This is a genomic window from Stappia sp., from assembly GCF_965276915.1.
In the GTDB taxonomy this organism is placed as follows: Bacteria; Pseudomonadota; Alphaproteobacteria; order Rhizobiales; family Stappiaceae; genus Stappia.
On record NZ_OZ255709.1, the window covers coordinates 2,863,743 to 2,877,017 of the forward strand.

The following is a 13,275-nucleotide window of genomic DNA, read 5'->3' on the forward strand; positions in this document are numbered from 1 at the left end:
AGTTCAAAAAACGTCCAGTTCCGGTCATTTCCCGTCTCCACGAGACAGGCGGGGCGCGCGTTTTCCGGCCGGTAAAGTGCACGAAAAAGAGGCGCGGCCGGCAGGTCGCGCCCCTGGTCGTTGCTGGTGCCGAACTGTTGTGCGTCCGGCAGCGGCCTTGCCTAGCGCTCTTCCGTCTGCAGGCCGCGGAAGATCGCGACGCACATCAGGAGCAGCACCAGGGTGAAGGGCAGGCCCGTCGAGATCACCATCGCCTGCAGCGAACTCAGTCCGCCGCCGATCAGCAGCACGATCGCCACCAGTCCCTCGAAGGTGCACCAGAACACCCGCTGCGGCACCGGCGCGTCGACCTTGCCGCCGGCGGTGATCGTGTCGATCACCAGCGAGCCGGAATCGGACGAGGTGACGAAGAAGACGATCACCAGCACGATGCCGATCGTCGAGGTGATCGCCGACAGGGGCAGGCCCTCGAGCATGGCGAAGAGCGAAAGCTCCGGGCTGTAGCTGTCGATGACATTGGCCTTCACCGCGCTCGCGGGATCGGTCAGCACCTGGTCGATGGCAACGCCGCCGAAGACGGCCATCCACAGGACGCAGACAAGCGAGGGGATGATCAGCACGCAGGTGATGAACTCGCGCACCGTGCGGCCGCGGCTGACCCGGGCGATGAACATGCCGACGAACGGCGACCAGGAAATCCACCAGGCCCAGTAGAAGGCCGTCCAGCCCTCGCGGTAGCCGTCATCGGTTCGTCCGACCGGGTTCGACAGGCCGGGAAGGTCGGTGGCATAGGCAACGAGGCCGGTGACGAAGTCGCTGAGAATGGCTGCGGTCGGCCCGGCGAACAGCACGAAAAGCAGCAGCAGCGCAGCGATCACCATGTTGATCTCGGACAGCACCTTGACGCCGCCGTCGAGGCCGCGCAGCACGGAGATCAGCGCGATCGAGGTGATGACGATGATCAGGATCACCTGGACGGTGATCGAGTTCGGGATGCCATAGACATGCTCAAGGCCCGCATTGGCCTGCTGGGCGCCGAGACCCAGCGAGGTGGCCAGCCCGAACAGCGTCGCGAAGACCGCCAGCGTGTCGATGATGTGGCCGGTCCAGCCCCAGACGCGCTCGCCGAAGATCGGATAGAAGGCGGAGCGGATCGACAGCGGCAGTCCCTTGTTGAAGGAAAACAGCGCCAGCGCCAGCGCCACCACGGCGTAGATCGCCCAGGGGTGCAGGCCCCAGTGATAGATCGTCGCCGCAAGGCCCATCTGCTTGGCCGCCGCGACGTTCTCCGGGATGATCGAGCCGTCGGCCGCGAACGGCGAGGGCACGCCGAGCGGTTCGGAAATCGCCATGTGATAGACCGGCTCGAGCACGCCGAAGAACATCAGGCCGATGCCCATGCCGGCGGCGAAAAGCATCGCGAACCAGCCGAGGTAATTGTAGTCGGGGCGCGCATCCTTGCCGCCGAGCCGAACGCTGCCCCAGGGGCTGACGATCAGGAACAGGCAGAACAGCACGAAGATGTTGGCGGCGGTCAGGAAGAACCAGTCGAAGGTGCTGGTCAGCATCGGCCGCAGCCAGCCGAAGAAGCTGGCTGCCTGTTCGGGCGCCGCGAGCGCGTAAAGGACGAAGGCGACGATCGACAGTCCGGAAATGAGGAAAACCGGATTGTGGATGTCGAAGCCGAACGGCCCGACATTGCCCTCCAGGTTGTGCTGGCCGATCTCGAATTCTGTGTCGATGATATCGGCCGCGCCTTCCGGTTCTGGGATTCCGGTGGCGCTGTTCTGGTCTGACATTCTGTATCCTCTGTTGGTGATTTCCGGCAGATGTCTAGGGTCTGCGGGAGCCGTGAAACATCATTCGCCGCGCACGACGAATACGGATGCCGATGAATGACTGGCGATCGTTCCGCCGTTTGACGGCCAGATGTAGTCGGCGACGTTGGGAATGTGCGAGGCCATCACGACCAGATCCGCTCCGGTGTCGGCGATCGCCGTGAGGAGCGCGTCATCCAGGTCGACGGCGGGGTCGTGGCTTGTCACGGCATGGCTTGAGGTGCCTATGCCGTACTCTTCGCCTTGCTTGCTTGCAAATGCGCCGAGCTTTTCCGAGAATTCCGAAGGAGATCGTGCGACGCTGCCCGGCAAGGGAGATATTACACCCACATAGCAAACCGGTGCATTGTAGTGGCGCCCAAGATCGGCGGCGGTTTTCAAGACTTTGTGCAGGCGGCTTACATGTGCCAAGTCGACTGGAACGATTATCTTCTTGTACATGATACTTTCACCCGGTGCTGTTGATAAATTCACTCGTGCGTAACACGCCGCGAAGCGCCTGATGTAAATCCTGCAAGCAAATGCAAGGACGGGCGAGTGACATCACCTGCGTGTGTCGCACCCCGGGAACTGCATGAGCCCTTATTGTTTGCGGCCGTCGATATGCGTGACGATATCGTGCCGCATGAAGCGACACCGGCCTCAGGGTACTTCGTGTTGAAGACCCTTTTCCAATCGACTGAAGCATCAGGCAGGAAACGGGTTGCCTGCAAGCGTGTTCGATATGCGTCATCAAATCTGCCATACTCGCTCCATCCGTGCAAACTTACCTTGCGTAAGGACGATTTCTTGCAGAAAGCGCGCGGCTAACAATCGGACTTGAAGGATACCCTGTCTGGTGCATGTTGACGTCGGGACTTGCGACAAGGAAACGCTCTATTGCGGCACTGCCTCCAGGCCCTGGAACGTGATCGAGGGCATGCGGGCGACCGCGAGCAGGGAAGACGGTTTGTGAGAATCACGGTGTTGACTGAACCGGTGCGCGACGGCCTTCTGCCCGCCGCCGGCATCGAGTTGGTGATCTTCGATTGTGACGGCGTCCTCATCGACAGCGAGATCATCAGCGCGCGCGTCCTGATGGCGGCGCTGGACGAGGCGGGCGTTGCCGTCGGCTTTCCCTATTTCAAGGCGCATTTCCTCGGTCGCAGCTTTCCGCGCGTCGCCGAGAGCATCCGCCAGGATTTTCAGGTCCGCCTGCCGGAGACTTTCGAGAGCGACTACCGGGCGCGGCTGCTCGCCGCCTTCGAGCGCGAGCTGAAGCCGGTCAACGGCATCGTCGAGGTGCTGGAGCGCCTTGCCGTGCGCGCTTGCGTCGCCACCAGCAGCAGCCCGCAAAGAGCCGGTCGCTCCCTGCAACTCTCCGGGCTGGATCGCTTTTTCGGAGGAGACGTGTTCACCGCCTCGCAGGTCGCCAACGGCAAGCCTGCGCCGGATCTTTTCCTGCATGCGGCGGCGCAATGCGGTGTCGATCCCGCCCGCTGCCTGGTCATCGAGGACAGCCTGCCGGGTCTCGAGGCGGCGCGCGCCGCCGGCATGTCGGTCTGGCACTTCATCGGCGGGTCGCATCTCGACCGCTCGGACGCGGTGCTGTCTCCGCCATTGCCGTTTTTTGACAATTGGGATGCTTTCTTTGATATGGCCCCAGAACTCGGGAAGACGTGACGGGGCGCGACAGCATGGCCGGCAAGAACGACAATGACACAAGCCGTCTAGACGAGGCCGCCCGGGCCGGCTGGCTCTATTACGTTGCCGGCAACACCCAGGACGAGATCGCCCGCAAGCTCGGCGTGTCCCGGCAATCGGCGCAGCGGCTCGTGTCGCTCGCCGTCACCGAACGGCTGGTCAAGGTGCGTCTCGACCATCCCATCGCCCGTTGCATGGAACTGGCGCAGAAGCTGCGAGAGCGGTTTCCCCTGCAAAGCTGCGAAGTGGTGCCGAGCGATCCGGCGACGCCGTCCTCCATCGTCGGCATAGCCCAGGCGGCGGCGAGCGAGATGGAGCGTCATCTCAAGTCGCAGGAACCGAAGATCATCGCCTTCGGCACGGGCCGTGCGCTCAGGGCCTCGATCGACCAGTTGCCGACGATGGACTGCCCGCAGCACAAGGTGGTCTCGCTGCTCGGCAACATGATGTCGGACGGCTCGGCCTCCGCCTACAACGTCATCATCCGCATGGCCGACCGGGTCAATGCGCGCCATTACCCGATGCCGTTGCCCGTCTTCGCCCGCTCGAAACGGGAGCGCGAGCTCCTGCACAACCAGGAGCCGGTTCACAACATCCTGGAACTGGCCAAGGACGCCGATGTGACCTTCGTCGGCGTTGGCAACATGGGCGAGACCGCACCGCTTTTTGTCGACGGCTTCGTCAGCCGCGACGAGATGGCGGCCCTCACCGCCGCCGGTGCCATCGGCGAGATCACCAGTTGGGTCTATGGCCGCGACGGCGACCTGATCGAGGGGTTGACCAACGACCTCGTCGCCAGCGCGCCGCTGGCACGCTCCCCGGAGAAGCCGATCATTGCCATCGCCGCCGGGGAGGCCAAGGTCGACGCCATGCTGGGCGCGCTGCGCGGGTGCATCGTCAACGGCCTGATCACCAACGAGCTTACCGCCGAGCGCCTGCTCGCACGCTGACCCGGGGTGGGGAACCCGGACCGCTCGGGCAAGTGAAACCTGTCCGGGCCAGGACCGGTCCTGCTCGCCAAACGGGCGGTGAACGCCTCGATTTCGAGCAATGAGTGTGGCGCAGCGCGGCGAAAACAGGCTCCCAAGGGGCGGCCGGGCCAATGGCGTTCGTTCAAGGGTCATCTGCATCTATCTGTAAAGTCAGTGTGTTTTGCAGCGCAGCAACGAAAGTTGCCGTACGGACCCTTGCGCCCGCTTGACGGCCTTTGCGCGTTTTGTGAGTATTTGCCCGCAAAATTAGCAAATGCCCACGGGCATCTGGGAGGAACTCATGACCACTCTTATCCGTGCCCTGCTGGGCGCGACCGCCATCACGCTCGCGGCCGGCCCGGCGCTCGGCGAGAAGCTCACCATCGCCACGGTCAACAATGGCGACATGATCCGCATGCAGAAGCTGACCGACGACTTCACCTCGAAGAACCCGGGCATCGAGCTGGAGTGGGTGACGCTCGAGGAGAACGTCCTGCGTCAGCGCGTGACGACCGACATTGCCACCAAGGGCGGCCAGTACGACATCATGACCATCGGCACCTACGAGGCGCCGATCTGGGCCAAGCAGGGCTGGCTGGTCGAGCTCGACGACCTCGGCGCCGACTATGACGTCGACGACCTGCTGCCGGCGATCCGCGGCGGCCTGACCGTCGACGGCAAGCTCTACGCGGCGCCCTTCTACGGCGAAAGCTCGATGGTCATGTACCGCAAGGACCTGATGCAGAAGGCCGGGCTGGAAATGCCGGATGCGCCCAGCTGGGACTTCATCAAGCAGGCCGCCGCCGCGATGACGGACAAGGCCGGCGAGGTCTACGGCATCTGCCTGCGCGGCAAGGCCGGCTGGGGCGAGAACATGGCCTTCCTCTCCGCCATGGCCAATTCCTACGGCGCCAAGTGGTTCGACATGGAGTGGAAGCCGCAGTTCGACGGCGAGGCCTGGAAGGCGACGCTGACCGACTATCTCGACCTGATGAACAATTACGGCCCTCCGGGCGCCTCCAACAACGGTTTCAACGAGAACCTGTCGCTGTTCCAGACCGGCAAGTGCGGCATGTGGATCGACGCCACGGTGGCCGCCTCCTTCGTCACCAATCCGGATGACAGCACGGTCGCCGACAAGGTCGGCTTCGCCCTTGCGCCCGACAAGGGGCTGGGCAAGCGCGGCAACTGGCTGTGGGCCTGGAACCTCGCCATTCCGGCCGGTTCGCAGAAGACCGAGGCGGCCAAGACGTTCATTGCCTGGGCAACCTCGAAGGACTATCTGGCGCTCGTCGCCGAGAAGGAAGGCTGGGCGAACGTTCCCCCCGGCACCCGCACCTCGCTCTACGAGAACCCGGAATACCTGGAGGCCGCGCCCTTCGCCCGCATGACGCTTGAAAGCATCAATGCGGCCGATCCGCAGAACCCGACGGTCGACGAAGTGCCCTATGTCGGCGTCCAGTTCGTCGCCATCCCCGAGTTCCAGGGCCTGGGTACCGCGGTCGGGCAGCAGTTCTCGGCGGCGCTCGCCGGTTCGGTCAGCATCGACCAGGCCCTGCAGAACGCGCAGGCGACCACGGAGCGCACGATGAAGCGGGCCGGCTACATCAAGTAACCGGGCCAGAACACCGGGCAAGACAACCGGACGAAACAACCGGGCCGGCCGCCACAGGCCGGCCCCGCGATCCCCGAAAACCGATGATCCGAACGGGTTCGACCCATGGCAACCGCTCATTCCCGTGCCGCGGCGCGGCTCATGCTATCACCTGCCGTTCTGCTTCTGCTCGGCTGGATGATCGTGCCGCTGTCGATGACGATCTACTTCTCCTTCCTCAGCTACAACCTCTTGATGCCGGGGATGGAACAGTTCGTCGGCTTCGCCAATTACGAGTTCTTCCTCACCGACCCCGCCTTCTTCGAGGCGCTGGCCAACACGCTCCTGCTCGTCGGCGGCGTGCTGGTCATCACCATTGTCGGCGGCACGGCTCTGGCGCTGCTGCTCGACCAGCCGATGTGGGGGCAGGGGATCGTGCGCATCCTCGTGATCGCGCCGTTCTTCGTCATGCCCACCGTCTCGGCGCTGGTGTGGAAGAACATGTTCATGAACCCGGTCAACGGCCTCTTCGCGCATCTCGCCAAGGGGCTGGGGCTTGAGCCGTTCGACTTCCTGTCGCACGCGCCGCTCTTCTCCATCATCCTCATCGTCGCCTGGCAGTGGCTGCCCTTCGCCACGCTGATCCTGCTGACGGCGCTGCAGTCGCTGGACCAGGAACAGCTCGAGGCCTCCGAAATGGACGGCGCCGGGTTCGGCAGCCGCTTCATTCACATCGTGCTGCCGCACATGTCGCGGGCGATCACCGTGGTGATCCTGATCCAGACGATTTTCCTCTTGTCGGTCTTCGCCGAGATCCTGGTGACCACCAATGGCGGACCGGGCTACGCCTCGACCAACATCACCTATCTCGTCTACGCCCAGTCGCTGCTTCAGTTCGACGTGGGCGGCGGATCCGCTGGCGGCATCGTTGCCGTTATCCTCGCCAATATCGTCGCGATCTTCCTGATGCGGATGATCGGCAAGAACCTGGAGGCCTGATCCATGGCACGTCGTGTTTCCGGCCGCCGCCAGCTTGTCGTCACGGTGATCGCGTGGGTGATCGGACTGGCGATCTTCTTCCCGATCCTCTGGACGATCCTGACGAGCTTCAAGACCGAGGCCGAGGCCATCGCCTCGCCGCCCTCGTTCATCGCCTTCGACTGGACGCTGGAGAACTACGCGGAGGTCAACTCCCGCTCCAACTACCCCTTGCACTTCATGAATTCGGTGATCATCTCGCTCGGCTCGACCTTGCTCGGCCTCTTGATCGCCATTCCGGCTGCCTGGTCGATGGCCTTCGTTCCGGCGAAGCGCACCAAGGACATCCTGATGTGGATGCTGTCGACCAAGATGCTGCCGCCGGTCGGCGTGCTGATCCCGATCTACCTGATGTTCCGCGACTTCGGCCTGCTCGACACGCGCATCGGCCTCGTGGTGGTGCTGACGCTGATCAACCTGCCGATCATCGTCTGGATGCTCTTCACCTACTTCAAGGAGATCCCGGGCGAGATCCTCGAGGCGGCACGCATGGACGGTGCCTCGCTGTGGGACGAGGTGGTCTATGTGCTGACGCCGATGGCGGTGCCCGGCATCGCCTCGACGCTGCTTCTGAACGTCATCCTCGCCTGGAACGAGGCGTTCTGGACGCTCAACCTGACGGCGGCCAAGGCCGCTCCCCTGACCGCCTTCATCGCCAGCTACTCGAGCCCTGAAGGCCTCTTCTACGCCAAGCTCTCCGCCGCCTCGACGCTGGCCATCGCCCCGATCCTGATTCTCGGCTGGTTCAGCCAGAAGCAGCTGGTGCGCGGTCTCACCTTCGGCGCCGTCAAGTAAGGACCCGGAACATGGGCAAGATCTCTCTCAGGCAGGTCACCAAGACCTTTGGCGACGTCGAAGTCATCCCGGCGCTCGACCTTGATATCGAGGACGGCGAGTTCGTCGTCTTCGTCGGCCCCTCGGGCTGCGGAAAGTCGACGCTCCTGCGCCTGATCGCAGGGCTCGAGGACGTCTCCGGCGGTCATATCGAGATCGACGGCAGGCCGGCGACGGATGTGCCGCCGGCGAAACGCGGCCTCGCCATGGTGTTCCAGTCCTACGCGCTCTATCCGCACATGAGCGTGCGCAAGAACATCGCCTTCCCGCTGAAGATGGCCAAGATGGACCCGGCCGAGCAGGAGCGGCGGGTCAACGCGGCGGCGGCGACGCTGAACCTCACCGACTATCTCGACCGCCGTCCCGGACAGCTTTCCGGCGGCCAGCGCCAGCGCGTTGCCATCGGCCGCGCCATCGTGCGCGAGCCGGACGCCTTCCTCTTCGACGAGCCGCTCTCCAACCTTGATGCGGCCCTGCGCGTCAACATGCGGCTGGAGATCTCCGAACTGCACCAGTCGCTGAAGACGACGATGGTCTACGTCACCCACGACCAGGTCGAGGCGATGACCATGGCCGACAAGATCGTGGTCCTCAGGGCCGGTCGCATCGAGCAGGTCGGCTCGCCGCTGGAGCTTTATCGGGCGCCGCGCAACCTCTTCGTCGCCGGCTTCATCGGATCGCCGAAGATGAACATCATCCCGGGCGAGAAGGCGGCGGAGCACGGCGCCCATACGATCGGCATCCGCCCGGAGCACCTGCTGCTTGCGCCGGACGGGATCTGGAGCGGCCGGGTCGGGGTTGCCGAACATCTGGGCTCCGACACGTTCCTGCATGTTCATGTGGAAGGGCTCGACCCGCTGACGGTGCGAGTCCAGGGCGAGGCCGGCGTCAGCCATGGCGATGCGGTGCGCCTCTCGCCAATGCCCGAGCACCTGCATCGCTTCGACGAGAACGGACTGGCGGTGCGATGACGCGGCTTGAGGGCAAGACCGCGCTCGTCACCGGCGCGGCACGCGGCATCGGCCGGGCCTTCGCCGAGGCCTATGCGCGCGAAGGGGCAAGGGTCGCGGTCGCCGATATCAATCTGGAGGGCGCGAACGAGGTCGCCGGCGCCATCGGCGGCGGTGCGATGGCAATACGCCTCGATGTCACCGACCAGGCCTCCATCGAGGCGGCGGTGGCCGAGGTCGACCGTGCCTTCGGGGGGATCGACATCCTCGTCAACAATGCCGCCCTGTTCGATCTCGCGCCGATTGTCGAGATCACGCGGGCGAGCTTCGAGCGGCTGTTTTCCGTCAATGTCGCCGGCTGCCTGTTCACGCTGCAGGCCGTGGCAAAAGTGATGATCGCGCGCGGGCGCGGCGGGCGGATCATCAACATGGCCAGCCAGGCGGGACGGCGGGGCGAGCCCCTGGTCGCGGTCTACTGCGCCAGCAAGGCGGCCGTCATCAGCCTGACCCAGTCGGCCGGGCTCGACCTCATCCGCCACGGCATCAACGTCAACGCCATCGCGCCCGGCGTCGTCGACGGCGAGCACTGGGAGGGCGTCGACGCGCTCTTCGCCAGACACGAGGGCAGGGCGCCCGGCGAGAAGAAGCGGCTCGTCGGCGAGGCGGTGCCCTATGGGCGGATGGGCACGGCGGAGGACCTGACCGGCATGGCGGTCTTCCTGGCCGGGCCGGAGAGCGCCTATGTGGTCGCCCAGACCTACAATGTCGACGGCGGCAACTGGATGAACTGAGCGCTCCCCGCTCTTCCTTTCCAAGCGAGAGGTCGTCCGTTCCTCCGACAGCGGCCGACCCTGCATCAATTCGAGGCGAACGTGACGACCAGCCTGTCCCTTTCAAGCCTGCTCGATCTGGGCGACGAGGTCGCAAGACCCGCCTATGCGCGCGGCGCGCTCTCGCCCGGCATCGTTCATATCGGCGTCGGCAATTTCCACCGGGCCCATCAGATCGTCTATCTGGATCGTCTCTTCAACAAGGGGATCGACCACGATTGGGCCGTGATCGGAGCCGGCGTCAGGCCGGGCGACGCGGCGATGCGCGAGCGGCTCGCCCGCCAGGACTGGCTGTCGAGCGTCATCGAGCTCGATCCCGGCGGCCTGACGGCGCGGGTCACGGGAGCGATGGTCGACTTCACGGAGATCGACCCGGACGGGCTTGTCGCGACGCTGAAACGCCCCGAGATCCGCATCGTCTCGCTGACGATCACGGAAGGCGGCTATTATGTCGATGCGACGACCGGGGGTTTCGACGCCGGCCATCCCGACATGGTTGCCGATGCAGGGCAGCCGGACCGTCCGCAAAGCGTTTTCGGCATCCTGATCGCCGCGCTGCGCGCCCGTCATGCCGCGGGCACCGCGCCGTTCACGGTGATGTCCTGCGACAACCTTCCGGAAAACGGGCATGTCACCCGGGCCACGATGCTGGGGCTGGCGCGGCTGATCGATCCGGACCTGGCACAGTGGATCGGCGCGAATGTTGCCTTTCCCAACAGCATGGTCGACTGCATCACGCCGGCGACGTCGGACCGCGAGCGGCAGTTGCTGCGCGAGCGCTTCCGTCTCGACGACACGGCGCCTGTCGTCTGCGAGCCGTTCCGTCAATGGGTGATGGAGGATGACTTTCCCACCGGCCGTCCGCGGCTGGAAGAGGTCGGCGTCGAATTCGTCTCCGACGTGGCCGCTCACGAATTGATGAAGCTGCGTATTCTCAACGGGGGACATGCGGCGATTGCCTATCCTGGCGCACTGCTTGGACATCACTTCGTCCACGACGCGATGTCGGACCCCGATGTGGCGGCCTTCCTGCGCCATCTCACCCGCCGGGAAGTGATCCCGACGCTCGCCCCCATTCCGGGCGTGGATTTCGATGCCTATTTCCAGGTGGTCGAGGAGCGTTTCGCCAACCCGGAGGTCGGCGACACGGTTCCAAGGCTCTGCCTCGACGGATCCAACCGCCAGCCGAAATTCGTCCTCCCCACCCTGCGCGACAGGCTTCGTGCGGGCGCTTCCATCGACGGGCTGGCGCTCGAGGTGGCCCTGTGGTGCCGGTACTGCGCGGGAACGGGCGAGGCGGGGGAGGCGATTGAGATCGCCGACGAACGGCGGGACGAGCTGCGCGAGCGTGCCACGGCCGCCCGCGACCGCCCGCAGGCCTTCCTCGAGATGGTGAGCGTGTTCGGTGACCTTGCCGCCGACCCGTCCTTCGCCGGCGCATTCGCCGGGGCGCTCGCCGCGCTCTGGCGAGACGGGGTACGCGGGACGCTCGCCGCCTATGCCGGGGCCAGGGTCTCCGGCTGACATTGTTTCCCGCAAGCGACCGCCTTATTGTCCGCCCGGGAATCCGGACGGCATGAGTTCCCGTTTGCGGTCCGCGCCGCAAGCGCCATGCCTTGCCTGTCCGGATCGCCCTGAAGGGCGTTCGTTCAGATGGAAGGATGTTGCGTGAGCGTGACTGGAAAGACAGGCCGAAAGACAGGCCGAAAGACCGGCGACAAGGCGATGACGGGTGTTTCGGCACTGCTTTTCGATCTCGACGGAACACTGGTCGACAGCGTGCCGGACATTGCGCGCGCAGCCAACCTGCTGCTGGAAAGCGAAGGCTTCGAGCCGCTCGGCGTCGACGAGGTGCGCGCCATGGTCGGCCACGGCATCCCCAAGCTGGTCGATCGTGTCTTCATCGCCCGCGGGCGCAGTCTCGACGCGGAGGCGCATGCCGCAATGACCTCCCGGATGATGGGCATCTACGCGGACAACCTGACCGGACGAACCGTGCCTTTGCCGGGCGCGATGGACGTGCTGGAGGACAGCGTTCGTGCCGGCCTGAAGCTCGCCGTCGTCACCAACAAGCCCGAGGCCTTCTCGCGTGAAATCCTGGTGCATTTCGGCATGGATGCGCATGTCGCGGCCGTGGTCGGCGGTGACACCTGCGCCACCCGCAAGCCGGAACCGGAGATGCTGTTGCACGCGGCCGCGGCTCTCGGCGCCTCGGCCGACGATGCGGTGATGGTGGGTGACAGTTCCGCCGACGTGGCCTCGGCGCGCGCCGCCGGAATGCGCGTCATCGTGGTGCGCGGCGGCTATACGACCGTGCCGGCGGAAGAACTCGGCGCGGACCTTGTCATCGACGGGTTGCCGGACCTGCTGGCCCTTCTCGACGGCCAGGCAGCGCTGGCCTGACGTCAGGCGCGGGAAGCACAGGCCTGGCGCGGACAATCGTCCGGCCAGGCCTGCGATGATCAGCGATCGAAACGGGGCCTGCGCGGGCGCTCGGGGCGGCCCGGTTGCGGCTGCGAGGCAGCCTCGCGCAGGAAGGCGGCGGCCACCCAGCCGGCATCGCCGCCGCGCGGGCGCTCGACATTGCACCAGCGCTGGCCGTCGACCATGCGGCAGCCGAGGTTGCGCAGCACCTCGCCGTCGGAGAGCCGTGCGATCACCGGATTGCGGGTGCCGGGGCCGGTACGGACGTTGAGATAGTCGCGCCCGCCGATACCGGTCACCTCCCAGAAGTCGGGGCCATGCGCATCCGGCTCCGGGTCGGGGCGGGACGGGCGTCCGGGGCGCTGGGGCGGCTCGGGCCTGCCGGGGCGAGGCTGGATGCTTGCCTCGCGCAGATAGGTGCCTGCGACCCAGCCGGCATCGCCGCCGCGCGGGCGCTCGACATTGCACCAGCGCTGACCGTCCACCATGCGGCAGCCGAGATTGCGCAACACGTCACCGTCGGAGAGCCGGGCGATCACCGGATTGCGGGTGCCGGGACCGGTGCGGACGTTGAGGTAGTCGCGCCCGCCAACACCGGTCACTTCCCAGAAGTCGGGGCCGCCGGCCAGGCCGTCGGCGTAGTCCGGGGCAGGGCGCCGGGGCCGCTCCGCAGGCCGGCCCTCCACCGAAACGGAGAGCGAATAGCGGGCACGCTCGTTTCGCCTTGCGGCATTGCGCATCAGGTAGACGCGGATGCGGTAGTCGCCGGATGCCGGCAGGGCCGCATCGAAGCGCGCACCATCGCGGGAGCCGATGAAAATGGCGCGGTCGCTGCCCGGTGCCAGCACGTTGAAATAGGCGAAGCGGTTGCGGCTTTGAAGCGCGACGTCGAGGCGCTGGCCGGCCCTTGCGCCCAGGACATAGTCGACGCTTTCAAAGCCGCTGATGCGTCCCTCAACCTGTGCGCCGTTCGTGCCCGGCGCGAAGCGCAACCGTTCGCTGCGCACGTCCTGCGCCGCTGCCGTGCCATGGACGGACAGGAGCGCGGCAAGCATCGCAAGAACCTGGAAAAAACCCTTCATCGCAACGTCCTCCGCCAAAACCAGCGCCACC

The 13,275-nt window shown here is 65.5% G+C and carries 12 protein-coding genes; 9 read left to right on the plus strand and 3 right to left on the minus strand.

Annotation, left to right across the window (positions count from 1 at the left end; translation table 11 throughout):
* Nucleotides 1-161: 161 nt before the first annotated feature.
* Nucleotides 162-1,799, minus strand: a complete 1,638-nt coding sequence (locus ACQY46_RS13200) for a BCCT family transporter (RefSeq protein WP_428696502.1) — start codon at nucleotides 1,797-1,799, stop codon at nucleotides 162-164.
* A 60-nt stretch (nucleotides 1,800-1,859) separates the two neighbouring features.
* Nucleotides 1,860-2,279 (minus strand): universal stress protein, encoded by a 420-nt coding sequence (locus tag ACQY46_RS13205; RefSeq protein ID WP_428696503.1) that lies wholly within the window; start codon nucleotides 2,277-2,279, stop codon nucleotides 1,860-1,862.
* Between the two features lie 522 nt (nucleotides 2,280-2,801).
* Here ACQY46_RS13205 and ACQY46_RS13210 point away from each other — a divergent pair.
* The 9 genes from ACQY46_RS13210 (at nucleotide 2,802) to gph (ending at nucleotide 12,141) form a co-directional block, all read left to right on the plus strand.
* Nucleotides 2,802-3,500 (plus strand): HAD family hydrolase, encoded by a 699-nt coding sequence (locus ACQY46_RS13210; protein WP_428696504.1) that lies wholly within the window; start codon nucleotides 2,802-2,804, stop codon nucleotides 3,498-3,500.
* 14 nt (nucleotides 3,501-3,514) lie between these two features.
* Nucleotides 3,515-4,471, plus strand: a complete 957-nt coding sequence (locus tag ACQY46_RS13215) for a sugar-binding transcriptional regulator (RefSeq protein ID WP_428700486.1) — start codon at nucleotides 3,515-3,517, stop codon at nucleotides 4,469-4,471.
* A 322-nt stretch (nucleotides 4,472-4,793) separates the two neighbouring features.
* Nucleotides 4,794-6,107, plus strand: coding sequence for an ABC transporter substrate-binding protein (locus ACQY46_RS13220; protein ID WP_428696505.1), 1,314 nt, complete (start codon nucleotides 4,794-4,796; stop codon nucleotides 6,105-6,107).
* Between the two features lie 105 nt (nucleotides 6,108-6,212).
* On the plus strand, nucleotides 6,213-7,085 hold the full coding sequence (locus ACQY46_RS13225) for a carbohydrate ABC transporter permease (protein ID WP_417768389.1): 873 nt from the start codon (nucleotides 6,213-6,215) through the stop codon (nucleotides 7,083-7,085).
* A 3-nt stretch (nucleotides 7,086-7,088) separates the two neighbouring features.
* Complete coding sequence (locus ACQY46_RS13230; protein ID WP_428696506.1) at nucleotides 7,089-7,919, plus strand: carbohydrate ABC transporter permease; 831 nt, start codon at nucleotides 7,089-7,091, stop codon at nucleotides 7,917-7,919.
* Nucleotides 7,920-7,930: 11 nt separating this feature from the next.
* Nucleotides 7,931-8,929, plus strand: coding sequence for an ABC transporter ATP-binding protein (locus ACQY46_RS13235; protein WP_428696507.1), 999 nt, complete (start codon nucleotides 7,931-7,933; stop codon nucleotides 8,927-8,929).
* Complete coding sequence (locus ACQY46_RS13240; protein ID WP_428696508.1) at nucleotides 8,926-9,699, plus strand: L-iditol 2-dehydrogenase; 774 nt, start codon at nucleotides 8,926-8,928, stop codon at nucleotides 9,697-9,699. Before ACQY46_RS13235 ends, ACQY46_RS13240 begins: the two co-directional genes overlap by 4 nt.
* 81 nt (nucleotides 9,700-9,780) lie before the next feature.
* Nucleotides 9,781-11,262: a mannitol dehydrogenase family protein gene (locus tag ACQY46_RS13245; protein ID WP_428696509.1), complete on the plus strand. Its 1,482-nt coding sequence runs from the start codon at nucleotides 9,781-9,783 to the stop codon at nucleotides 11,260-11,262.
* A gap of 144 nt (nucleotides 11,263-11,406) precedes the next feature.
* Nucleotides 11,407-12,141 (plus strand): phosphoglycolate phosphatase, encoded by a 735-nt coding sequence (gene gph, locus ACQY46_RS13250; protein WP_428696510.1) that lies wholly within the window; start codon nucleotides 11,407-11,409, stop codon nucleotides 12,139-12,141.
* A 59-nt stretch (nucleotides 12,142-12,200) separates the two neighbouring features.
* On the opposite strand, the gene ACQY46_RS13255 is transcribed toward gph, so the two are convergent.
* Entirely contained in the window at nucleotides 12,201-13,244 is a 1,044-nt protein-coding gene (locus ACQY46_RS13255) for an SH3 domain-containing protein (RefSeq protein ID WP_428696511.1), read from the minus strand.
* Between the last annotated feature and the right edge of the window lie 31 nt (nucleotides 13,245-13,275).

Coding starts and splice junctions, on each gene's coding strand:
- ACQY46_RS13240 (WP_428696508.1), top strand. CDS start 8,926: ATGACGCGGCTTGAGGGCAAGACCGCGCTCGTCACCGGCGCGGCACGC.
- ACQY46_RS13235 (WP_428696507.1), top strand. CDS start 7,931: ATGGGCAAGATCTCTCTCAGGCAGGTCACCAAGACCTTTGGCGACGTC.
- ACQY46_RS13255 (WP_428696511.1), bottom strand. CDS start 13,244: ATGAAGGGTTTTTTCCAGGTTCTTGCGATGCTTGCCGCGCTCCTGTCC.
- ACQY46_RS13200 (WP_428696502.1), bottom strand. CDS start 1,799: ATGTCAGACCAGAACAGCGCCACCGGAATCCCAGAACCGGAAGGCGCG.
- ACQY46_RS13220 (WP_428696505.1), top strand. CDS start 4,794: ATGACCACTCTTATCCGTGCCCTGCTGGGCGCGACCGCCATCACGCTC.
- ACQY46_RS13230 (WP_428696506.1), top strand. CDS start 7,089: ATGGCACGTCGTGTTTCCGGCCGCCGCCAGCTTGTCGTCACGGTGATC.
- ACQY46_RS13225 (WP_417768389.1), top strand. CDS start 6,213: ATGGCAACCGCTCATTCCCGTGCCGCGGCGCGGCTCATGCTATCACCT.
- ACQY46_RS13205 (WP_428696503.1), bottom strand. CDS start 2,279: ATGTACAAGAAGATAATCGTTCCAGTCGACTTGGCACATGTAAGCCGC.
- ACQY46_RS13215 (WP_428700486.1), top strand. CDS start 3,515: ATGGCCGGCAAGAACGACAATGACACAAGCCGTCTAGACGAGGCCGCC.